Origin of the sequence: Halopenitus persicus (assembly GCF_900107205.1) — an archaeon.
Taxonomy (GTDB): Archaea; Halobacteriota; Halobacteria; order Halobacteriales; family Haloferacaceae; genus Halopenitus; species Halopenitus persicus.
Window position 1 is genome coordinate 305,702 of the sequence record NZ_FNPC01000002.1, and the last position, 22,042, is coordinate 327,743.

Annotated in this window: 20 protein-coding genes and 2 tRNA genes; 11 read left to right on the forward strand and 11 right to left on the reverse strand. The window is 69.3% G+C overall.

The genetic code is table 11. The features are described from left to right. Positions 1–20: 20 nt before the first annotated feature. Positions 21–96 (reverse strand) — tRNA-Ile (locus tag BLV25_RS04510). Between the two features lie 148 nt (positions 97–244). Then, positions 245–348: transfer RNA gene (locus BLV25_RS04515), tRNA-Asn, on the reverse strand. Between the two features lie 247 nt (positions 349–595). On the opposite strand from BLV25_RS04515, the gene cca reads away from it, so the two are divergent. Further along, the gene (gene cca / locus BLV25_RS04520; protein ID WP_021073128.1) at positions 596–2,026 is read left to right on the forward strand and encodes a CCA tRNA nucleotidyltransferase; all 1,431 of its coding nucleotides are present in this window, start codon (positions 596–598) and stop codon (positions 2,024–2,026) included. Between the two features lie 95 nt (positions 2,027–2,121). Here the strand turns inward: cca and BLV25_RS04525 are convergent, their stop codons facing one another. From BLV25_RS04525 to BLV25_RS04545, 4 genes are all read right to left on the reverse strand, one after another. Next, positions 2,122–3,126, reverse strand: a complete 1,005-nt coding sequence (locus BLV25_RS04525) for a histone deacetylase family protein (protein WP_092731090.1) — start codon at positions 3,124–3,126, stop codon at positions 2,122–2,124. A 1-nt stretch (position 3,127) separates the two neighbouring features. Continuing rightward, positions 3,128–3,559 carry a histone family protein gene (locus tag BLV25_RS04530; RefSeq protein ID WP_021073130.1) on the reverse strand — a complete coding sequence of 144 codons (432 nt, stop codon included), beginning with the start codon at positions 3,557–3,559 and terminating at the stop codon, positions 3,128–3,130. 161 nt (positions 3,560–3,720) lie between these two features. Further along, entirely contained in the window at positions 3,721–5,286 is a 1,566-nt protein-coding gene (locus tag BLV25_RS04535; RefSeq protein WP_039400034.1) for a single-stranded DNA binding protein, read from the reverse strand. A 284-nt stretch (positions 5,287–5,570) separates the two neighbouring features. Next, complete coding sequence (locus BLV25_RS04545) at positions 5,571–5,753, reverse strand: HVO_0416 family zinc finger protein (RefSeq protein WP_021073132.1); 183 nt, start codon at positions 5,751–5,753, stop codon at positions 5,571–5,573. Between the two features lie 249 nt (positions 5,754–6,002). Here BLV25_RS04545 and pyrE point away from each other — a divergent pair, with 249 nt between their 5' ends. Continuing rightward, positions 6,003–6,572: an orotate phosphoribosyltransferase gene (gene pyrE / locus BLV25_RS04550; RefSeq protein ID WP_021073133.1), complete on the forward strand. Its 570-nt coding sequence runs from the start codon at positions 6,003–6,005 to the stop codon at positions 6,570–6,572. Between the two features lie 49 nt (positions 6,573–6,621). Here pyrE and BLV25_RS04555 read toward each other — a convergent pair whose 3' ends face one another. Beyond that, positions 6,622–7,620 carry a radical SAM protein gene (locus BLV25_RS04555; protein ID WP_092731094.1) on the reverse strand — a complete coding sequence of 333 codons (999 nt, stop codon included), beginning with the start codon at positions 7,618–7,620 and terminating at the stop codon, positions 6,622–6,624. A 144-nt stretch (positions 7,621–7,764) separates the two neighbouring features. Here BLV25_RS04555 and BLV25_RS04560 point away from each other — a divergent pair, with 144 nt between their 5' ends. Next, positions 7,765–8,889, forward strand: coding sequence for a DUF373 family protein (locus BLV25_RS04560; protein WP_021073135.1), 1,125 nt, complete (start codon positions 7,765–7,767; stop codon positions 8,887–8,889). Positions 8,890–8,999: 110 nt separating this feature from the next. After that, positions 9,000–9,398 carry a secondary thiamine-phosphate synthase enzyme YjbQ gene (locus BLV25_RS04565; RefSeq protein WP_021073136.1) on the forward strand — a complete coding sequence of 133 codons (399 nt, stop codon included), beginning with the start codon at positions 9,000–9,002 and terminating at the stop codon, positions 9,396–9,398. Between the two features lie 83 nt (positions 9,399–9,481). Here BLV25_RS04565 and BLV25_RS04570 read toward each other — a convergent pair whose 3' ends face one another. Beyond that, positions 9,482–10,003, reverse strand: a complete 522-nt coding sequence (locus BLV25_RS04570; RefSeq protein WP_021073137.1) for an archaemetzincin family Zn-dependent metalloprotease — start codon at positions 10,001–10,003, stop codon at positions 9,482–9,484. A gap of 39 nt (positions 10,004–10,042) precedes the next feature. Here BLV25_RS04570 and BLV25_RS04575 point away from each other — a divergent pair, with 39 nt between their 5' ends. The 5 genes from BLV25_RS04575 to BLV25_RS04595 all read left to right on the forward strand — a co-directional run bounded on the left by BLV25_RS04575 (position 10,043) and on the right by BLV25_RS04595 (position 13,301). Then, positions 10,043–10,573: a UPF0146 family protein gene (locus tag BLV25_RS04575; RefSeq protein WP_021073138.1), complete on the forward strand. Its 531-nt coding sequence runs from the start codon at positions 10,043–10,045 to the stop codon at positions 10,571–10,573. 92 nt (positions 10,574–10,665) lie between these two features. Beyond that, positions 10,666–11,538: a TIGR01548 family HAD-type hydrolase gene (locus BLV25_RS04580; RefSeq protein WP_021073139.1), complete on the forward strand. Its 873-nt coding sequence runs from the start codon at positions 10,666–10,668 to the stop codon at positions 11,536–11,538. Between the two features lie 134 nt (positions 11,539–11,672). Next, positions 11,673–12,341 (forward strand): NADPH-dependent F420 reductase, encoded by a 669-nt coding sequence (npdG, locus tag BLV25_RS04585; RefSeq protein ID WP_021073140.1) that lies wholly within the window; start codon positions 11,673–11,675, stop codon positions 12,339–12,341. Between the two features lie 112 nt (positions 12,342–12,453). Beyond that, positions 12,454–12,873, forward strand: a complete 420-nt coding sequence (locus tag BLV25_RS04590; protein WP_021073141.1) for a hypothetical protein — start codon at positions 12,454–12,456, stop codon at positions 12,871–12,873. 197 nt (positions 12,874–13,070) lie between these two features. After that, entirely contained in the window at positions 13,071–13,301 is a 231-nt protein-coding gene (locus tag BLV25_RS04595) for a hypothetical protein (protein ID WP_021073142.1), read from the forward strand. A 166-nt stretch (positions 13,302–13,467) separates the two neighbouring features. Here the strand turns inward: BLV25_RS04595 and BLV25_RS17270 are convergent, their stop codons facing one another. Then, on the reverse strand, positions 13,468–16,722 hold the full coding sequence (locus BLV25_RS17270) for a hypothetical protein (protein ID WP_092731096.1): 3,255 nt from the start codon (positions 16,720–16,722) through the stop codon (positions 13,468–13,470). A gap of 134 nt (positions 16,723–16,856) precedes the next feature. Here BLV25_RS17270 and BLV25_RS04605 point away from each other — a divergent pair, with 134 nt between their 5' ends. Further along, entirely contained in the window at positions 16,857–17,288 is a 432-nt protein-coding gene (locus BLV25_RS04605; RefSeq protein ID WP_143114384.1) for a DUF7552 domain-containing protein, read from the forward strand. Beyond that, on the forward strand, positions 17,285–18,178 hold the full coding sequence (locus BLV25_RS04610; RefSeq protein WP_092731100.1) for a DUF7260 family protein: 894 nt from the start codon (positions 17,285–17,287) through the stop codon (positions 18,176–18,178). Before BLV25_RS04605 ends, BLV25_RS04610 begins: the two co-directional genes overlap by 4 nt. A 31-nt stretch (positions 18,179–18,209) precedes the next feature. Here the strand turns inward: BLV25_RS04610 and BLV25_RS04615 are convergent, their stop codons facing one another. Together BLV25_RS04615 and BLV25_RS04620 are read right to left on the reverse strand one after the other, a co-directional pair. Beyond that, on the reverse strand, positions 18,210–20,813 hold the full coding sequence (locus BLV25_RS04615) for a heavy metal translocating P-type ATPase (protein WP_092731102.1): 2,604 nt from the start codon (positions 20,811–20,813) through the stop codon (positions 18,210–18,212). Between the two features lie 207 nt (positions 20,814–21,020). After that, entirely contained in the window at positions 21,021–21,932 is a 912-nt protein-coding gene (locus BLV25_RS04620; RefSeq protein WP_092731104.1) for a serine/threonine-protein kinase RIO2, read from the reverse strand. Between the last annotated feature and the right edge of the window lie 110 nt (positions 21,933–22,042).

Sequence of the window (22,042 nt, forward strand, 5' to 3'; positions counted from 1 at the left end):
CGAATCGACCACCGTTTTGATGGGCCCTGTCGGATTTGAACCAACGCTCAACTCGTTATGAGCGAGTCGCTTTCAGCCGGACTAAGCTAAGGGCCCTCATCACGGGCTATCCGTCGATGCCTCTTTAGCCTACCGCCTTCGGCCACTGCCGGATCTGACACCTCGAGGCTCGGACGCCTCGAAACCGATCGGATCCGGGTCCGTTCCCGGGACGAAACGCTCCATAGTTGGGAGACGGAAGAAGCGCCGAAGCCAGGACTCGAACCTGGGACCGCCTCGTGACTGCGACGAACGGGGAAAGCCGATCGTCCTAACAGCGAGGCGCTCTACCAACTGAGCTACTTCGGCTTGCACGCGTTCATACTGGTCTCCTTTTGATAGGGCTTTCGTTTTCACCCGCCGACGTCGGTCGGTTCCACGCGTCGCGTCGGTCGGTTCCACGCGTCACGCCAGCGGCACCCGATCGCCGCGGCCCGGGGTACGGATCGAGTTGCGAGCCGATCGTCACGGTCCGGTCGCGGATCCGGACGTGGTCGCCCGTCGCGAGCCAGTTCCGACCGACATCCTTTCACGCCGACCGGCTGAAGCGGTCCGTATGAGCGATCCGGAATCGGTTCGGCGGTCGGTCCTCGACCGCATCACGCCGGACCCGGCCGAGCGGGAACGCCTCGAGTCGGTCGCCGCCCGACTCGTCGACCGGACGCGGGCGGCCGTCGCGGAGCTCGACGCCGACCTGACCGCCGGCCCCGATGGCGACGTCGACGTGGTTCGCGTCGGGTCGACCGCCCGCGGCACGTGGCTGTCGGGGGACCGGGACATCGACCTCTTCGTCCGGTTCCCGACCGACCTGCCCCGGGCCGACCTCGAGCGGTACGGACTTTCGATCGGCCACGCCGTCCTGCCGGACGGCCACGAGGAGTACGCCGAACACCCCTACGTCACGGGCACCCTCGAGGGGTTCGACGTCGATCTCGTCCCGTGTTACGACGTCGCGGACGCGAGCGAGATCCGATCGGCCGTCGACCGCACGCCGTTTCACGACGCCTACCTCTCCGCACGGCTCACCGACGATCTCGCGGCGGACGTGCTGCTCGCGAAGCGGTTCCTCAAGGGAATCGGCGCCTACGGCAGCGACCTCCGGACGCGGGGTTTCTCGGGTTATCTGACGGAGCTGCTGGTCGTGGAGCACGGCGGATTCGAGCCGCTCCTGCGGGCCGCCGCCGACTGGCACCCGCCCGTTCGACTCGACCCCGAGGACCACGGCACGGCGACCTTCGACGACCCGCTCGTCGTGATCGATCCCACCGATCCGGAGCGGAACGTGGCGGCCGTCTGCTCCGGTCGCAACCTCGCCCGGCTGCAACACCACGCCCGCGCGTACCTCGCCGACCCGAGTCCGACGCCCTTCTTCCCGCCCGCCCGGGAGCCGATCTCGGCCGACGCGGTCCGCGAGCACGTCGACCGGCGCGGAACGACTCCGATAGCGATCGTCCTCGAGCCGCCGGCGCTCGTCGACGACCAGCTGTGGCCGCAGCTCCGGAAGTCGCGCGACGGGATCGTCCGCGCCCTCGAGGACCGCCAGTTTCCGGTGCTCCGGTCGCGGACGATGGTCGAGGGCGAGCCGGCTGCCGCGGACCGTGCACGGGGGACCGGCTCCGCCGACCGCGGCCGCGCCGTCATCCTCATCGAACCCCTCCGCGAGTCGCTGCCCGCGGTCGCCACCCACCGCGGCCCCCCGGTCGCGGTGCGGGAACACGCGGAGGGGTTCTACGACGCCTACGCCGACGACGGGGACCCGTACACCTACGGCCCGTTCCTCGACGGCGACCGGTACGTCGTCGAGCGGGAGCGAACGATCACGAGCGCTGCCGCGTTCCTCGCCGAGGAGGACCTCTCGGACGTCGGCCTCGGCGCGCAGCTGGTCGACGCGATCGCTGACCGGGAGGTGCTCGTCGGCGACGACGTCGCGTCGCTGGCGGACGGGTTCGGGAGACAGCTTCGCTCCTACTTCGAGCCGCGGCCCTGACGTACGCGTGCGGTTCGGGGCGTGCGGTTCGGAACCGCGGAGCCGACCGGTTGGCGGCTATCGGCGGTCGCGCGGCGATCCGGGAGGCGATCCGGTCAGCGGTCGAACTGTGACTCGACGTCGTTGATGAGCACGCGCGTCGACCCGTTGAGCTCGCCCTCCGGCTCGACCGGCTCGCGGCCGTCGAACGTCTCGTGGACCATTCCGACGCCCTCCGCGAGGGTGTCGAGCCCGTAGCCGCCCTCGAGCACGAATCCGAGGGCCGCGCCGATCCGGTCGGCGATGTCGCGGACCCGGTCGGTGAGCAGCGCGTACCCCTCGGAGGAGACCCGCATCCGGGAGATGGGGTCGTGGCGGTGGGCGTCGAATCCGGCCGAGACGAGCAGGAGGTCGGGATCGAACGCCGCGAGCATCGGATCGAGCACCTCATCGAGCACCGCACAGTACTCCACGTCGCCCGCGCCGGCCGACAGCGGCACGTTCACCGTGGCGCCCTCGCCGTCGCCGGTCCCCGTCTCGTCGATCTCGCCGGTACCGGGATACAGCCCCTGTTCGTGGATCGAGGCGTAGAGGACGTCGCCGCGGTCGTAAAAGATGTCCTGGGTTCCGTTTCCGTGGTGGACGTCCCAGTCGAAGATCGCGACCCGGTCGACCGGCTCCTCGTCGATGACCGTCTGTGCGGCGACGGCGGCGTTGTTGACGAAACAGAACCCCATCGCGTCGTCGGCCACCGCGTGATGACCCGGCGGTCGGCCGATCGCGAACGGCGCGTCCCGACCGGTCGCGCCCGCGAGCGCCTCCCGGGCCGCCCACTGGGCGAGCCCGGCCGAGGCGAGCGCGGCGTCCCACGTCTCCTCGCAGGCGACCGTGTCGGGGTCCCAGTTCCCGCCGCCGTCGGCACAGAACGCCTCGACCTCGTCGACGTAGTCCTCGTCGTGGACCGCGGCTACTGCGGACCGGGTCGCCGGGGTCGCCTCGTGGTAGGAGACGCCGTGGCGTTGCCGGAGTCCCTTGCGGATCGCCCGGAGCCGGTCCGGGGTCTCCGGGTGCCGCTCGCCGGTGTCGTGCTCCAGACAGACCTCGGAGTAGCCGAACTGCATGTTAGTTGAACAGGGCGAAGTAGGTCTCGATGTCCTCGGCCTGGATCGTCCGTCGGTCCGCGTGTCGCGCCAGCGTGGCCGCCGCGCTCGCCACGTTATCGGCGTAGTCCTCGAGGACGTCGGCCAGCGCGATCCGCGCGTCCATCCCGACGCGATAGCGGTCGTCGATGCGGGATCGCGCGATCCGGTCGACCGGGGCGACCGGGAGCGTGAGGGTCTCCCGGTCGACGACCTGCTCGACGTCGAAGTCCGCGGCCATCAGCGTCTTCCGTCCGTCCGCCGTCGCGCGCTCGGCGGCGTCGACGGCCAGCGACGCGCCGTGGTCCTGGACGCGACGCGCGAGCGCCTCCGCCGCGTCCGCGCTGACCCTGAGGTCGCCGGCGTTCCGCCGGATGATCTGGTCGACCGGGGCGAACGGCAACTCGACACTCATACACACACTCGGGTCGCTCCGCCGTATAACGCTTTCCGTTACTCGCCGTCTCCGTTTTCGTTAGGTGCTGTCGGGGGTATACGTGCCGTCATTCCCGTGGCTCGCCCCGCTCGAAATCGGTCGGCGGAGCTCCGGATCCGCTCGGCGGCGTCGACCGCCGTCTAGAAGACGTCCTCGGCGTCGATCCGACCGTCGCGTTCGGGGCCGCGTACCGTCACTTCCTCGCCGAGGCGCAGCGTCTCGTCGGTCCGGACGCTCCTCGTTCGGTCCCCGTCGTCCAGCACGACCGGGTTTCCGGCCTGGACGACCGTCCCGGTGAACTCGACCGTCGTCTCCGTCCCGTTGTCGGTCGCTTTCGCCCCGTTGCCGGTCGCTTCCGTCCCGTTGCCGGTCGCCGATCCGTCGGCCCCGTCCGAGACGGGAGCGTCGGTCGCGGCGGCCGCCGCAGCCGCCGGGCCGCCGTCGGACTGTGCACGCTCCGTGCCGGTCCCCTCGGTCGCGGCCTCGTCGGCGCCGTCGGCGAACGCGTCGAGTCCCTCGCTTTCGGGTCGAGTCTCGGCCGCTTCCGTCGTCCCACCGGCCGTCGATCCCCCCGTCCGGTGGCCGTCGGTCGCGCTCCCGGTCTCGAGGACGCTGACGGTCGACCGCCAGTTGGCCGACGCCTCGAGATCGTCCTGCCAGCCGTCGCTTATCTCGACGTCGGTGAACAGGACCTCGTCGGCCAGCTCGATCCCGGCGTCGGCCTTCTCGCCCCACAGCGCCACCCGTATCTCGCCGGTGTCGTCCTTGATGCGGACGTTGCGGACCTGTCCCTCGGAGCCGTCGTCGCGGTCGAAGGTGCGCTTGGGGTCGGTCTCGATCACGCCGCCGGCCAGATCGACCGTCTCGCCGATCTCCAGGTCGGCGATGTCCGTCGTCTCCGGAACGTACTCGACCGCCTCGTCGACGGACTCGATCGATCCGCGGTTCCCGACGTGGAGCTCGAGGTCGTCGTCCCGCTCGCGGACGTAGCCGTCCACGACCTCGACGACCTCGCCCGCCTCGAACTCCGTCGCGAGGTCGGCCCGGTCGTCCCACATCGTCACGCGGACGCGGCCGGTCTCGTCGCCGAGGGTGAGGTTCGCGACCCGTCCCTCGGTGCCGTCGTCCCGGGAGAACGTTCGGACGTCGCCGGCCTCGAGCACCGTGCCGACCAGCGTGACGTCCGAGGCGCCGAGCGTCAGGTCCTCGACGCGGTAGGTGTCCAGAAGCTGTACGTCGACCTCCGCGTCCGCGTCGGGTTCGACCTTGTTCGCGCTCACCTCGAGGCCGTTGTAGCCCTCCTTCGGGCGCCCCATCACGCGCAACACGTCGCCGACCTCGAGCTCCTCGGCGGCGCCGGTCGCCATCTCGTCCCAGAGGGCGACCCTGACCGAGCCGGACTCGTCGGCGATCTCGACGTTACAGACGCGTCCCTCCTCCCGGTCGTCGTCATCGTCGCGCTCGAAGGTCCGGATCTCGCCGATCGAGGTGACCTTGCCGAGGAACTTCACGTCGTCCATCCCCGGCTCGATGTCCGCGATCGTCTCGACCTCCTCGTCGCGGAGTTCGTGGGCGATGAGCATCGCGGCCGTCTCCTCGTCCGCGAGCCCGCCCATCTGTTCGACCTTGTCCTCGACCGCCGCCTCGAACGCGTCGAACTCGACGTCGGTCTCGAGGTCCTCGTAGACGTCCTCGATCACACCCATAGTCGTACCTCACGGAACGGTGACTCGGCGGTTAAGCGTTGTCCTTGCCCCGATACGCCGACCGACCCGGTCGCGTCGGCGACCGGCTGCCGTCGTTCGGTCCGTCCGGTCCGCCGCCTCCGGTTTCGGGTCGTCCCCGGCGTCCGTTCTCCCGTGATCGTCTCCGGTGGCTGCTCCGATACGGTCGTTTCCGGTATCGGTACCGATCGTCGTTCGGTCATCACTCACCGATGGTGACGGTATCGCATAAAAAGGGTCGCGGACGTTCGCCGTGCGTCTCCGGCTCAGGCGTACGGGTCCCAGCCACAGACGCGGCACTCGCTGGCCGACTCCTCGTGGAGGCCGCCGCACTCGGGACACTGCTTTTTGTTATACGATCGCTCCCAGCGTACGATCTCGGTCTCGTGACCGCGGTCCTCGAGGAATTCGTCGAACAGACCGTCGCTCGTGCTGGGTGCTGACGACATACACGGTATGGTATACCGTGACAGTACTTTAGTTTTTCCGATCGCGCAATGGGGTCCGTTTGCCGGCGCCACGATCGTTCCGGTCGGCGATTCACGGCCGCTCGGTTCGGCCGGGCCATACCCGCCCGATTCGGCCGGGCCGTGCCCGCTCGGTTCGGCCGGGCCATACCCGCCCGATTCGGCCGGGCCGTGCCCGCTCGGTTCGGCCGTTTCGACCGGTTTATACTCCCGGAAGCGCGCTACCGACGTATGGACGAGACGGAGACGCGATCCGGTTCGACGGCGGAGACCGCCGACCTCATCGCCGCGCTGCGTGCGGCCGACGCCGTGCGGTTCGGCGAGTTCGAGCTCTCCCACGGCGGCACGAGCGACTACTACGTCGACAAGTACCTCTTCGAGACCGACCCCGAGTGTCTCCGGTTGATCGCGGCCGCCTTCGCCGACCGCCTCGCCGACGTGGACGCGAAGCTCGCCGGCGTCGCCCTGGGCGCCGTGCCGCTCGTGGCGGTCACGGCGGCCGAGCTCGACCGCCCCTACGTCATCGCGCGCAAGCAGGCCAAGGAGTACGGCACCGGTAACCGGATCGAGGGCCGGCTGGCCGACGGCGAGTCGGTCGTCGTCCTCGAGGACATCGCGACCACCGGCCGATCGGCGCTCGACGCCGTCGAGGCGCTGCGCGATGCGGGCGCCGTGGTCGACCGCGTCCTCGTGGTCGTGGACCGCGAGGAGGGTGCCGCCGAGCTGCTCGCCGACCACGACGTCGAGCTCGAGTCGCTCGTGAACGCCTCGCAGCTGCTGGCCGACGCCGACCGCAACTAAGGAGAGCCGGAACGACGCGACGGAAACGCGAGGAGAAGCCGCTGCCGGATTATGCGACCGGCGTCCGCTCGACGACGGTCCCGTCGACCGTCGGGTACTGCTCGATGATCTCCCCCTCGTCGAGGTCCCCCTCCTCGACCATCTCCTCGAGGAGCCACCAGGCGACCTCGACGTGGTTCGATTTGACCGTGTAGAACTCCTCGGGAACGCCCAGGGCATCGAAGCGGTCAGGGTCGGCGTACGCCTTCCCGTAGACGAGCGTCCCGTCGTCGGTGACCTCGTCGAACTCCCGGCGGACGTTCTTGGCCATCCGCTTGAGGCGGTTCCGGTGTTGGGCCGCGTCCTTGAACACGGAGGTACAGAAGTAGACCTTCTCGTGGCTCGCCATCTCCGAGACGATCGCGTCGTCCTTCGAGCCCTCGACCGCGGACATGTGTCCCTCCTGAAGCTCGAAGCCCTCCTCCTGCATCCGCCGGTAGTTGCCGTCGCTCATCTCGAACTCGTTGACGTTGCAGAACTCGGCGGCGCCCTCCTCGAGGAACTCGATGAACTCCGGTTCCGCGCGGATGCCGGGGATCTCGAAGGCCGGCGTGAGCCCCTCCTCGCGGGCGATATACAGGATCTCCTCCCACTCGGTACCGTGGAGGTCGCCCCACAGCTCCAGCGGCGGGTGGAAGCGGATCTCGTCGAGGCCGGCCTCGCTCAGGCGGCGCATGTTCTCCCGGCCGCCCGGGATCCCGGTATATAAGTGCGTGTGGTGGTCCTCGCCGAACTCGTCCTTCAACAGCCGCAGGTATCGGCAGGTCTTCTCGAGGGCTTCCTGGGGCTCCCCGCCCGTGATCGAGGTCCCCAGCGCGTCCATCCGCTTGGCCTCGGTGATGACGTCCTCGTCGTCCTCCACGAGGCGCTCGTTGGCGTAGACGTCGGTGACGTTCTTGCGCTTCTCGCCGAGCGGACAGTAGAAACAGTCCCGCTGGTCACAGTAGCCGTAGACGAACAGGACCATCTTCCCGCCCTTGGCGCACTGTTCACAGCCCTTCGATATCATCTACTCCACGATAGCGGCTCGGGCCTCAAAAACCGTCCGAACCGACGATCCCGGTGTGGCACGCTCGCTCATCGATGGACCGCGGCCGCCAGTGGCGGCCGATCGGCCGAAAGCATATGCCCGCCCGCCCCGTAGCCGTCACCGATGCTGCTCGTCCTCTGCGTCGACCTCGACGACGACCTCGGCCGGAAGACGGGGACCGACACCCCCGTCATCGGCCGCGACGCCGTCACCGAGGCCGCGGTCGCGCTCGCGACGGTCGACCCGGAGGACTCGGACGTCAACGTCCTCTTTCAGGGAGTCACCGTCCACGACGAGCTCGCCGCCACGAGCGACGAGGAGGTGGCCGTCGCCGCCGTCACCGGCGTCGACGGCTCCGACGTCCAGGCCAACCGGAAGGTCGGTGAGGAGGTCGACCGGGTGCTCGCGGAGCTGTCCAGCGGCGAGGAGGTCAGCGCGATCGTCATCACCGACGGCGCCCAGGACGAGTCCGTCCTCCCGGTGATCCGCTCCCGGCTGCCGGTCGACGGCGTGCGCCGCGTCGTCGTTCGGCAGGCCCAGAACCTGGAGTCGATGTACTACACGATGAAGCAGGTGCTTGCGGACCCCGAGACGCGCGGGACCATCCTCGTCCCGCTCGGCATCCTGCTGCTCATCTATCCGCTGGTCGTCCTGGCGAACCTCTTCGACGTCGCCGGCGCGATGGTGCTCGGGATCATCTCCGCCCTGCTGGGCCTGTACTCGCTGTTCCGCGGCCTCGGGCTCGAGTCCGCCGTCGACACGACGGCCGACCGCGTCCGGAACGTCCTCTACGCCGGCCGCGTGACGCTCATCACCTACGTCGTCGCGCTCGCGCTGTTGGTGATCGGCGGCGTACAGGGGTACGAGACCTTCGAGACCGTCCGCGCGACGATCGCCCCCGACGACCCGATGCCCGTCGGTCCCGCGGTCGCCGCCGTCGTCCACGGGGCCGTCCAGTGGCTGGCCGCCGCGGGGATCACCTCCAGCCTCGGGCAGATCACCGACGAGTACCTCGCCGGCCGGTTCCGCTGGCGGTACCTCAACGCGCCCGTCTACGTGGTGTCGATCGCCGCCGTGCTCTACGCGCTGTCGGGCTTCTTCCTCCCGCCGGTCGCAGGCGTGCGGTCGTTCCTGCTCGGCGACCTCGCGCTCGTGCTCACGGCCGGCACGCTGTTGGGCGTGTTGAGCACGCTCACCTTCGCGGTCGCCGAGTCACGGACCGAGGACCGCCCCGCGGATCCGGCCTGATCTCGAACCGGATCGCCGGAACTGACGGCCGACCACGCCGGCTCGGTCTCGAACGTCCGCCGACGTCGTCCGGTGTCGTTTTCGGAGTCGCCCGCGTTCGGTCGCGTACGATGCCCATCTCCATCGAGACGGACGGACCAACCGCGGTGCACGACGTCACCGACCGCGTCGAGGCCGCGATCACGACGGACGCGGACGGGCTGGTGACCGTCTTCGTTCGGCACACGACCGCCGGCGTCGTCGTCAACGAGCCGGAATCGCGGCTGCTCGGCGACGTCGAAACGTTCCTCGAGGAGCTGGTGCCCGACGAGGGCTGGGAACACGACCGACTCGACGACAACGCCGATGCCCACCTGCGTGCGATGCTGCTCGGCGAGAGCGTCACGGTTCCCGTCTCGGACGGGACGCTCGACCTCGGGCGTTGGCAGGCGGTCCTGCTGGTGGAGTGTGACGGGCCGCGAACGCGGTCGATCGACGTGATCCCACACGGAACCGGACGGGACCGGTGACCGACGTGGAACCGGACGGGACCGGTGACCGACGTGGAACCGGACGGGACCGGTGACCGACGTGGAACCGAGCGGAAAGGCGATCAGCGGATCGACCGCGAACAGGAGCCGCAGAGGTTCTCCTCCTTGACGTCGACCTCCCGGACGGTCGGCGAAAAGGACATCACGCATTTGCTGTTGTCGCAGTGTTCGAGCCCGAGGGTGTGGCCGATCTCGTGGACGACCTCCTTGCGGACCCGGTCGTCGACGACCTCGCGCTGGGGTTTGGAGGTGATCCCGCCGTCCGAGGAGGTCTGGAGCCGGTAGGTCGAGATGACCGACCCGTTTCCGTTGAGGTACGCGAGCCCGAAGACGTAGTTCCGGCGGCGGTAGAACAGGTCCCGCGCGGTGATCCCGATGTTCTTCTCGCCGCCCCCGACGCGGCTCACGGTCTCGATCAGGTCCTCCGCGCGGTACTGGTCGCGCCCGTCGTCGTAGGCGGACGCCGGGATCGACTGCTCGTCGTGTACGGTCACCTCGCAGTCGTAGACCGACCGCAGCGCGCTCGAGGCCTCCCGTTTGACCCGTGCGGAGACCTCGCCGACCGGAACGATGTCCACGAGCATGGAAGCCGTTATGCTCCCCCCTGTCATAAATGGCCCGACGTGACCGGATCCGACCCACCGCCGATCGTCGCCGCCGTCGCCGAGCTCCTCGCTCGCGACCGGCCGGTCGCGGACGACGGATCGGATGCTGCCTCGAGCCCCGGAGCGGCCGCTGCGGGACTGACCGTCGTCGAGGTCGGGATCGGGGATCGCCACGACGCGGCCCGCACGCTCGCGGACGCGGGACACGACGTGATCGCGATCGACGTCACCGAACGGGACGTTCCGTCCGGGGTCCGGTTCATCCGAGCGGACGTGCACGCCCTCGCCGACGGCTCGTCGTCCGTTACTGATGGATCGTCATCAACCGCGGACGACCGCCCGGGGGATCCTTCGCCCCCCGCGGTCGACGCCGTCTACGCGCGAAACCTCCCGGCGGAGATACAGCCCGCGACCGCCCGGTTCGCGAGCCGGATCGGCGCCCCGCTCGCGTTCACGACGCTCGGGTTCGAGGTCCCCTCCCCGTCCTTGCCGCCCTCGCTCGAGCGTCGATCGGCGGGACCGGAAACCGTCTTCGTTCTCGCGGACTGACCGCTCGTCGGGCTCGTTGGATCGCCGACCGTGCCGACGGCGGCCCGACGCCAGTCGGAACGGTTTTTCTCGCGGCCCTCGGAGTCGGGGGTATGCAGGTCGACGCAGTCGTGCTGGACATCGACGGGGTGCTCGTGGACGTCGCCGACTCCTACCGGCGGGCGATCGTGGAGTCGATCGACCGCGTCTACGGCGCGACGATCGCCCGCGAGGACGTCCAGCCCTTCAAGGACGCCGGCGGGTTCAACAACGACTGGGAGCTGACCGACGCCGCGGCGCTGTACGTGCTCGCCGGCCGCCGCGACCCCGGGATCGACCTCACGGTCGAGGCGTTCGCCGACCGCGTCGCCGAGGCCGGGGGCGGACTCGCGGGCGCGAAGGCGGTGCTTGCGGACGCGCTCGACGCCGCGGCGTGGGACGCGGTTCGCGAGGCCTGGGATCCCGACCGGCTTCGGGCGATCTTTCAGGCGCTGTACCTCGGGTCCGAGCTCTATCGTGACCTCGAAGGGGGCGATCCCCCGATCGAGGCGGACGGGTACATCCACGACGAGCCGGTGCTCGTCGATCCCGGCACCATCGACGCCCTGCAGGAGCGCTTCGACGTCGGAGTGGTTACCGGCCGTCCGGCGGCCGAGGCCGAGATCGCCCTCGACCGCGTCGGGCTCGACCTCCCCGAGATCCACCGGTTCACGATGGACGACTGGGCGGAGGGCAAGCCGCACCCCGCCGCGCTCGTCACCCTCGCCGACCGGTTCGAGGCGACGACCGTGGCCTTCGTCGGCGACACGCTCGACGACGTCCGGACCGCGCGCAACGCCGACGAGGTCGACTCCGAGCGCGTCTACTACGGGATCGGCGTGTTGACCGGGGGACTGACCGGCGAGTCCGGGCGGCGCAAGTACGTCGACGCCGGCGCCGACGCCGTGGTCGACGACGTGAACGCGCTGCCCGAGCTGTTCGAGTGACGCCGTTCCCGCCCTCGAGCGAACAACCGAACAACCGCGGTCGCGGGCGAGGTGCCTCGAACTCCGTTTCCTCCGCCACCGTCCGATGTTTCCAGTGACGCAACCGCTAAGGGCGAGCCACGACCACTCCCGGTATGCGCATCTCCATCCTCGGCGGCACCGGCGACATCGGCGAAGGGCTGGCGCTCCGGTGGGCGTTCCACTCGAACCACGACGTCGTCATCGGCTCCCGCGACGCCGAGAAGGCGCACGCGAAGGCCGACGAGTACGAGACCGAGCTCGACAGCCGCGGCGTCGACGTCACGATCAACGGCTTCGAGAACGGGATGGCGGCCGACCGCGGGGACGTGATCGTCCTCGCCGTCCCGCCGTACCACGTCGGCGACACGGTCGAGTCGATCGCCGGGAAGCTCGACGACGACGACGTGCTCGTCTCCCCGGCGGTCGGGATGAAACGCGAGGAGGAGGGGTTCCGCTACCACCGTCCCGGCGCGGGGAGCGTCACGCGGATCGCCGCCGACGCCGCGCCCGACGACGTGTCGGTCGTCGGCGCGTTCCACAACCTCGCCGCGGCCCGGCTCGCGAACCTCGACGCCGACCTCGGGATCGACACCCTGATCCTCGGCGACGACGAGGACGCGAAGGAGATCGTCCGGATGCTCGCGGAGGACATCGACGGGCTCCGCGCGCTCGACGCCGGCGGGATCGCCAACGCTCCCGAGGTCGAGTCGATCACGCCCCTGCTGGTCACCCTCGCGATGCACAACGACGGGCTCCACGACCTCGGCGTCCGGTTCTCCTAGGCTCCGGTCGCCGAACCCGGTTCACAGCCCCTCGATTGCACGTCCACGTCCCGGAGAACGTTGCTTCCGTCCCCGATATTTATTGGTGGTGAATCGGGTAATCCCGCTGGATATGACGAAGGTGCTCAAGGTATCCGGATTCGTCGGACTGGCAGTGATGATGGCCGTCGGCCTCCACCAGGCGATGATCCTCGCCGGCGGCGACGCCGTGCCGCGATGGATGATCGGCGGCCACGCCCACCTCGGCGTCCTGTCGATCCTCGCTATCGTGATGGGCTTTGCCGTCCCCGCGCTCGAGGTAACCGGGACGCTTCGAACCGCCGTCACCGGACTCTTCCTCGCGGGGCAGTGGGGCGTTCCCGGCGCCGTCTGGCTCGGCGAGGGCCTCGGGCTCGCGTTTCTCGTTCCCACCACGCTGTTGTGGGGCAGCGCCCTGATCGTCGCGATGCTGATCATGGCCTACGTCGCCGCGACCCGGGACGCGACCGGGCCGGGATCCGGCCCGACCGGCGTCGCGCCGGCCGACGACTGACCGATTTCGCCGCCGACTGATCGGCCCTCACAAACGACGGTCCGGTCCCACGGACGACGGCTCGGTCCCACGAACGACGGTCCGGTCCCGCAACTGGCCGGTCTCGTCGCCGGATCCGCCTCGTTTCCCGGGTGAGGAGTTGGCACGCGAGGGGACCGGACGATACGGTTATCCCCGTTCGGGGAGTAGTTCGGGAAATGACGCCCTCTCCATCCACCGCCGAGCGACGGCCGCCCGACAAGGCGACGCTGTATTGCTTTGCGTGCGGTCACGAAAGTCGCATCAACGGCGACTGGGTCATCCACGTTCGCGCCGATTCCCTCACCTACGAGTGCCCCGCCTGCGAAACGGTGATCGATTCCCGCCGGAACCACGAGGCGCTGGCCGCGGGCAGTGGCGGGTCGCTCGGCTTCGCGATCGAGAACTGACGTCGCCCGCCGACGTCCATTTATAAGCAACTTCGGCGGACGGCCGTCAGCTCGCTCGCCGGCTTTCCGCTGGTCGGCGCGTGATTTATAAGCCGTTCGCGGACCGTCGGAGTTTATTTATAAGCAATTCGGCTCCGAACCGGAACGTCACCAGATCGTCGGGCCGTCACTCCGCCTCGGCGTCCGCGGCTGCTTCGGCGCCGGCGGACGATTCGGCAGAACTGCCGTCCGAGGCTCCGCCTGATGCCTCGGCTGCGGATTCGGCCGATCCCGAAGCCGACGCCTCCGCTTTCGCGGTCCCGGTTTCCGTGGTTCGTGCTTCGTCCGTCTCGCCGCCCTCGTCCCGTGTCTCGTTCGTTTCGTTCTCGGCGAGCCGTTTCTCCGCGATGACCTCGTGCTCACGGAACAGCACGAACGCGCGGTGGGGATCCTGGCCCACCTCGACCGTGGTCGAATCGCCCTCGTCGATCGATCCGTCCGCCTCATCGCCGCTCCACGGTTCGGGCCGGCCCGGATCCGGCGTGACGACGACCGAGAGATGCTCGGCGGCGATCGCGCCGCCGCCGTCGTGGGTCACGGTCACCGACCCGTCCGCGGCGTCGTAGTCGACCGCGAAGTCGGCCGTCGGCGCGATCACGTGGCTGCCGGCCTCGACCGGCTCCGCCGGCGGCGTCCACTCCGCGGCGAACGTCGTTCCCGGCTCGAACTCGCCCAGCGAAATGACGTCCCCGCGCTCGAGCACGTCGTGTTCGTCCGCCGGCTGCGTGTCGGCCGGCTCGTCGTCGACGAGCAGCCGGAACTCAGCGGCGTCGCGACTCACCGGATCGCGGTAAACCGCCGCGATGCCGTCGTCGGGAACGGCTTCCCGCTGGTCGGTCCCCGTTCCGGTCTCCCGGCCGTCAGCTCCCGTTCCGGCCTCCAGCTCCGAGCCGGGCTGGAAGGTGAAGCCGTGACGGGGCTCGGTCGGGTAGTGGCCGACCGACCGCTCGCTCACCATATTCGCCGTCTCGGTCCGGATGCTGACGGTCACGCGGTCGCCGATCTCGACGTCCGTGAGGGTGATCGTGTCTCCACTCGTCAGCTCGTCGTACTCCTCGGCCACCACGAGGGTCTCGCGCTCGCCGCCGCTCGGGCGGCCGCTCGTGCGGTCGCTCGAATCGTCCGCCGGCGAGTAGGTCGTGACCTGCAGCCCCTCGGGGTCGGCCGGCTGCGCCCCGACGTAGGTCAGCCGCATCTCCGCGGCGCCGGGGTCGTAGTGCGCCTTCAGCGCCTCGCGTGCGGTCGTGGTTCCGGCGAGGTGGTGGTCCCGCTCGTCCCTTCCGCCCGCCGCATCGTCGTCGGTCCCGCTCTCCGCGTCGTCGTCCGCGCCGACCCAGACGACCTCGACTCGGGCGAACGGCGGGACCTCGGCGGCCAGCGAATCGCCGGGACCGAACTCCTCGTACTCGTCGGCCGGCTGCGTCCCGAGTGGCTCCCCGTCCGCCCGTATTTTCACGCGGTCGGCCGCCATCGCGTCGCCCTCGCGGTGCTCGACCCGAACCGTCCCCGCCTCGGGGTCGTACTCGAGGTCGACGAACGCCTCGGGAACCACCTCGTGTTCGGCCACGACGACCGGCTCCTCGGGGTCGAGCCACTCGATCGTGACCGTGCTGTCGACCGGGTACTCGCCGAGCGGGATCTCAGCCCCTCGGGAGAGCGTTTCGATCTCGTCGGCGATCTGCCGGTCGGCCGGCTCGCCGTCGACGAGCACGCGGAACGCGGACGCGTCGTAGTCCTCCTCGCCGTGATAGGCCGCGATGAGTCCCCGATCCGGATGGTCGTGGACGTGGATCCGCGGCGGCGTGACGCGGAACCGCTGCAACGGACGCCGGTGGACGCCCGGGATCGACGGGACGGTCAGGGTTAGGGAAACCACGTCGCCCATCCCGACGTCCTCGATCGTGACCGCGTCCCCGTTCGTGAGCGCGTCGCTCCCGTCCGCGGTCCCGCCGCCTCCATCCCCGAACGACGGGGCTGGCGTTCGGACCGTTCCGTCGTCCGACCGGTGCGTCACCGCCACCTTCCCGGCGTCGGCCTCGCGGTCGCCGACGTAGGTGATCGTGACCGTCTCCGCCTCGACGTCGTGGTCGATCGCGAACGCCTCGGCGCCGATCGCCTCGTTCGCGTAGACGCGGTGGGCGTTGCGTTCCGCGTCGAACCAGCGGAGCACGACGCTCGCGAGGGGATCGGTCTCGACGGTCAGCGTGTCGCCCGGCTCGAACCGGTCCAGTCGGTCGGCCGGCTGGCGGTCGACGAGCTCGCCGTCGACCCACAGCTGGAGCGCCTCGAGGGCGTCGCCCGTGACCGTCTCGCCGCCGCGGTGCTCGAGGGTGACGCCGCCCGTCTCCTGGCCACTCCCCGTCCCGTCAGCTTCTCCGTCGCCCGACGTCCCGTCAGCTTCTCCGGCGACCGTCGTCCCGACCCGGACGTCGGGCGCGTTCTCGTGGTCGTGCTCCGGCGGCGCCTCGAGAACCGCGTCGACCCGGATCGTCTCGCCGGACCGGTCGATCGTCGCCTCCTCGACGATCCCGGTTCCGATCGCCTCGATCAGGGAGCGAACCGCCCGGTCGCCGGGCGTGCTGGGATCGTCGGTGAAAAACAGGTAGCGGTTCTCGGCGCGGTCGTCCGAGCCGTGGAGACGCGCCGGATGGATCTCGAAGCCCCCGGCGAACGCGCGGATCGCTCCGGTTCCGACCGCGGAGGCGCCCGGGGTTTGAAAGCCCGACTCCGCGGCGTCCGGTGCGAACAGGACGGTGTCGAACGACTCGACCAGCCCGAACGCCGCATCGGCGTCGGCGTTCGCGTCGACCAGTCGATCGGCGGCCTCCCCGTCCGCTTCGCCCGCGGCCGCCGTCGCGATCGCCCGCGCCGCCTCGACGCGGCCGGATCGGTCCTCGCCCGCGACGAACGCCGCGACGCCGTCGGTGCTGACGGTCGTCATCCCCTCGCGGTCCCCGTCGTCGGCGACCCGCCAGTCGCCGACGGTCGCCACCTCCTCGCCGCGGTCCAGCCGGTCGATGGAGCCGGCGGCTACCGTGATCCGGCGCCGGTAGTCGTGGGTGATCGCCGTGACGACCGTCGAGAGGTCGGCGGCCGCGACGTCGAGCTCCCGCGTCACGACGCGGGCCTCGTGTGACAGGTCCTCGGCCACGTCCGCATCCGCCACGTCCGTCGTCACCACCAATCGATACGAGAGATCGAGCGAATCATCGTCGGGCAGCGCCGCGATCGCGCTCGCGGCCGAGTCGGGCAGCTCATCGAGGCTCCGCCGATCGGTTGGCGTCGTCGAGTCGGCCACGCGGTCGGGATCGAGCGTTCCCGTGAGCGCGGCCAGCGTCAGGGCGCTTCCGCCGAGGAAGTCCCGTCTGGAGGGTCTCACCATACGCGGACCCACACGGGTTCACCCAAAAGCGATTGTGATGGCTCAAACCCGCGTTTGTCCCATCCGCGTTCTCCTCCAATGATTAGGTGTACCTAAAACTATTTACTCTCCCGTGTTTTAGGACGACCTAAATGATGGAGGAGACGCTCGCCGACACCCGCCGGCGGATCGAATCGCTCGCCAGCGACGCCGGTCGGTACTACCTCGCCTGCGCCCGAACCGGCGATCGACCGACGCCCGTTGCGGGGCTCGTCTTCGAGAGCCGCGAGGTGGCGGCTCGAGCCGCCCGGGCGTGCCGGCGATATCGGGAATCGCTCCGGCGGTACGACGACTCCGTCCCGTACCGGGACCTCGTCGTCCACGAACGCCGCGTTGCGGCGTCCGCCGATCCCCGATCCGACGCAGGCGATGTCGACGCTGGTGACGCTGGCGCAGCTGATGCCGACACGGCCGATGCCGACACTGGTGACGCTGGCGCAGCTGATGCCGACGCGACCGGTGCCGACACAGCCGATGCCGACGCGGCCGACGTCGACGCGACCGACACGGCCGGTGATCGGCTATGAGCGTCGAGACGGCGGTTCACGCGGCGCTCGACCGCGTCGACGCCGAGACCGAGCGCGTCGATTCGCTGACGCCCGCATTTCGGCGGTTCGACGCGGCGGTCCGCGATCTCGACCCGGTCGGCAGCCACGCCTCCTCGTCCGGGGAGCCGACGCGACTGGCCGACGGCGGGATCACCGCGGCGCATCACCACGATCGCCAGCCCGGTCGCCCCGGAACGCCCGACGGTGCCGCGGGAGTCACCGGAAACGCAGGAGTCGCCGGAGGTGCGGAGGCAGCCGACCGGACCGGGTCGGTTCGCGACGCGTTCGCGGAGACGGTGCTGTCCGCCCGCGACGAGGGGTCGAACGCGTCCGACGCGTCCGCCGCGGCAGTCGTTCGGGCGATCCGCTCGGAGTTCGGCGACGAGATCGCGGTCGTCCTCGCGCCCGGCACCGACGCCGGGTTCACGCCCGCCGTCAAGCGGGCCGTTCGGTCGGCCATCGCGACGCGGCGTGCGGAGCTTCGCGCGCTCCGTGACGCCCTCGATCGGGAGCGCGAGTCGCTCCGATCGGCGCGGGAGGACGTCGACGCGATCGTCTCCTGGATCGCTCGTGCGGACGAGACGCCGCTGTCCGACCTGGGGTTCGAGGCGCTTCGGGACCGTCACGAGACCCTCGAACGCCACCGCGAACGCTGTGCTGAGCGTCTCGAATCCCGGCAGGAGACGCTCGGATCCGCGACCGGCCACGGCGCGGACGCCGGCCTCACGCACCGCTCGCTCGTTGCCCACCTCTACGATGTCGATGGCTTCCCAACGCCGTACCCGGTTGTCTCGACCGTCGTCCGGCTGATCGACTGCTGTGAGTCGTGCCAGCGCTCGGTTCGTGACCATCTCACACGCCGGGTTTGATCGTTCGAATCCTGCTTGTTCCGTCGGTTGCCTATCGGAATCGGGCGAGCAGCTTGTAGTCGTGGTCCGGCGTATACCGCCGGAACAGCAGGCTGTTCGTCAGCACGGAGACGCTCGAGATCGCCATCGCGACGGCGGCGAGCACCGGTTGGAGCAGGCCGAGCGAGGCCAGCGGGATCATCGCCGTGTTGTACCCCAGCGCCCACACGAGGTTCTGTTTGATCTTCGCGAGCGTCGCCTCCGAGATGCGGATCGCCTTCACGACGTCGACCGGATCGTCGCGCATCAGCGTGACGTCGGCGGCCTCGATGGCGACGTCCGTGCCCGAGCCGATGGCCGTGCCGACGTACGCGACCGCCAGCGCGGGCGCGTCGTTGACGCCGTCGCCGACCATCATCGCCTTTCGGCCGTCCTCCTGAATGGCTTCCACGGCGTCCGACTTGTCCTCGGGAAGGACCTCCGCACGGACGTTCTCGGGGTCGATCCCGACCTGCTCGGCGACCGCGCGAGCGGTGCGCTCGTTGTCGCCGGTGATCAGCATCACGTCGATGCCGCGCTCCTGTAACTGGCTCACGGCCTCCGTCGCGCTCTCCTTGACCGTGTCGGCGTCGGCGACGACGCCCACGAGTTCGCCCTCGTAGGCGACGAGCATCGCCGTCTTGCCCTCGCTCTCGAGGCGCTCCATCGTCTCCCGGGCGGGTGCGGGGTCGATCCCGTTGTCGCGGAGGAGCTTCCGGTTGCCGACCAACACCTCGCCGTCATCGACGGTCGCTTTGACGCCGTGACCGGGGACGTTCTCGAAGTCGTCGGGGTCGGTCACGTCGATGCCGCGGGCTTCGGCGCCGTCGACGATCGCCCGGGCGAGGGGGTGTTCGCTCCCGCTCTCGGCGACGGCCGCGAGCCGAAGCACCTCCTCCTCGCCGAGTCGCTCACGTGCAGCCAGCTGTCCTCCATCGGGAGCGGTGTTTCCGCCATCCGCGACGGACCGACCGTCGTCACCGAGCACGACGACGTCGGTCAGCTCCATCTCGCCTCTCGTGAGCGTCCCGGTCTTGTCGAAGACGACCGTATCGACGTCCTTCGCGCGCTCGAGGACGTCGCCGCCCTTAAACAGGACGCCGTTTTGCGCACCGAGCGTCGTTCCGACCATCGTCGCCGCGGGCGTCGCCAGGCCCAGCGCACAGGGACAGGCGATCAGCACCGACGAGGCGAACACGATGACCGCGAACTCGAAGACCGAGACGCCGCCGGCGGCGACGGGGCCCCCCGCGACGAGGCCCCACAGCGGGAGCGCGTCGACGACGCCCGCAAGCGTCGCGGGGAACAGGTACCAGACGACGCCCCAGAACGCGGCGTTCGCGATGACCGCCGGGACGAAGTACGCGGAGATGCGGTCCGCGAGGTTCTGGATGTCGGGCTGGCGCGACTGTGCCTCCTTGACCGTCTGCACGATCTGCTGGAGCGCCGTATCCTTTCCAACCTTCGTCGCCTCGACGACGAGCACGCCGTTCTCGTTGATGGTCGACCCGACGACCTCGTCCCCTTCCGATTTCTCGACGGGGACCGACTCGCCGGTCACCATCGACTCGTCGACCGCCGACTGGCCGTCGACGACCACGCCGTCGGTGGGGATCTGCTCGCCGGGACGGACCTTCATCCGGTCGCCGACGTCGACGTCCTCGAGGGGAATTTCCTCCTCGTTGCCGTCCTCGTCGACCACGGTGGCGGTGTCCGCCTCCATCTCGAGGAGCTTCCGGAGCGCCTCGCCGGCCTGCCCCTTCGAGCGGGCCTCGAGGTAGTTCCCGAGCGTGATGAACACGAGGATGAACGCGGCCGTGTCGAAGTACAGCCCGCCGGCGATCACCTTCAGCAGGACCGCCACGGAGTAGACGTACGCGGTCGTCGAACCGAGCGCGATCAGCACGTCCATGTTGGCGCGGCCGTTCGTGACGAGTGCCTTGTAGGAGTTCTCGTAGAACGGCTTGCCGAGCACCAGCTGGACGGGCGTCGCCAGGGCGAACATGACCCATCCGGACGGCAGGCCGACGACCTCGTCACCGAGGAGTCCGAGCCCCAGCAGGTGGTCGACCATAAACGCCAGCAGGGGCAGGGACAGTACGGCGCCGAACAGCGTTAGCCGGAGCTGTCGACGGATCTCTCCTTGGCGCGCCGCCTCTTGAGCATCGCCGCCTGCGCCATCGTCGGTCCCTCCCTCCTCTCGGACGGGCGAGTAGCCGGCGTCCTCGATGGCGTCGTGGAAGTCCCCACGGTCCGCCTCGGCGGGATTGTACGTGACCCGTGCCTCGTCGGTCGCGTAGTTGGCGTCGGCGTCGACGACGCCCGGCGTCCCCTCGAGCGCGTCCCGGATCGTCTCCGAGCAGTTCGCACACGACATGTCGGTGACCGCGATCGTGACCGAGTCGGTCACCGGCGAGTAGCCCGCCTCCTCGATCGCGTCGAATATCTCGCCGAGCGAGACCTGCTCGGGATCGTAGGTGACCGACCCCTCGTCGGTGGCGAAGTTGATGGTCGCCTCCGAGACGCCCTCGAGCGAGCCGACGGCGTCGGAGATGGTCTGCGAACAGTTCGCACAACTCATCCCCTGGATGTTGATTTGGCTTTTTCGCTGGCTCATTGTTCGTATATACGGGGTCCGTATTCAACGGGGTTTCCCTTTTGAATATTCAGCGATCTCCCTCTACGAGTTTCGAATCCAAACCGTGTCGCGTTCCGACCAAAACTATCGGAACGTCTTCGACCGCTCCCGACTCCTGTGTTGGAGAGCCCACTCACAGGCTCCGTTCCGGCCGATGACGAATTTCCTATCGCGGTATATAGTTTATCACGCCTCGTACACCCGAACCGTCTCGAAGGATCCGTCCGCGATCGCGTCGGCGATCGTCGACGTCTCGAGCGGATCGGGTGTTTCGTGAGGGTACTTCCGGGCGAAATACCGCGTGAGGTTCCCGACGTCGCGCTCGAGGAACTCCCGCGCGTTCTCGTGGTCGGTCGGCACCGCCTGGGGCCAGTCGAAGATCGTGATGCCGCTTTCCGCGATCGCGACGTTGTGTTCGGACATGTCCGCGTGGACCCACCCCTCCTCGTGGGCGGTCGTCAACTCGGCGAGCACCAGATCGAGCACGTCCACGACCTGTTCGGCCTCGAGCTTCGCGCGGGCCAGCTCCACCCCCTCGAACTTGTCCATCACGATCGCGTGCCGGTTCCAGTCGATCGGTCGCGGCACCGAGACGTCCGGATACAGCGTTTCCAGTGCCTCGTGCTCCCGTTCGGCCGCCTGCCGGGCGGTGTACAGCCAGGAGACGTGCTGTCTGTCGGCCGTGTACTCGCGTTCCTTCATCACCTCGCGGAAGTTCGTGTACCCCTCGCGGTGGAACTTCAACGCGAGCGGCTTGAACGACCGGGCCTCGTAGACGTCGCTCTCCTTGCCGACGCCCAGCGGGGCGCCGATCCCCTCGACGGTGTCCCGCTCGGCGAAGGTGCGCAACGCGAGCGCGTCGTACCCCTCGAAGGTCAGCTGGTAGCCCTCGTACTGGATCGTCTTCCGCTCGATCAGCTCCTCGTCCAGACACCGGTCGATCCGGTAGTCGACCTCCTCGGCCGTGAGCTCGGAGTACTCCGGGAGCTTGTCGCGGCGGACCCACTCCGAGAAGCGCATCCCCTGCTCGACCCCCGAGAGGAGATAGAAGTCCTCGGGTTCGAGGTCGGCCATCAATCCCGCGATGTTCCTGACCATATCGCCCGTACTCCGGCGACTCCTAAAAGGGCCGTGCGATCCGGACTTCCCCCTGTTATAAATCCCATACCGCGATATAAAAATCGGGGGCGACGACTTCGCTCCGACCA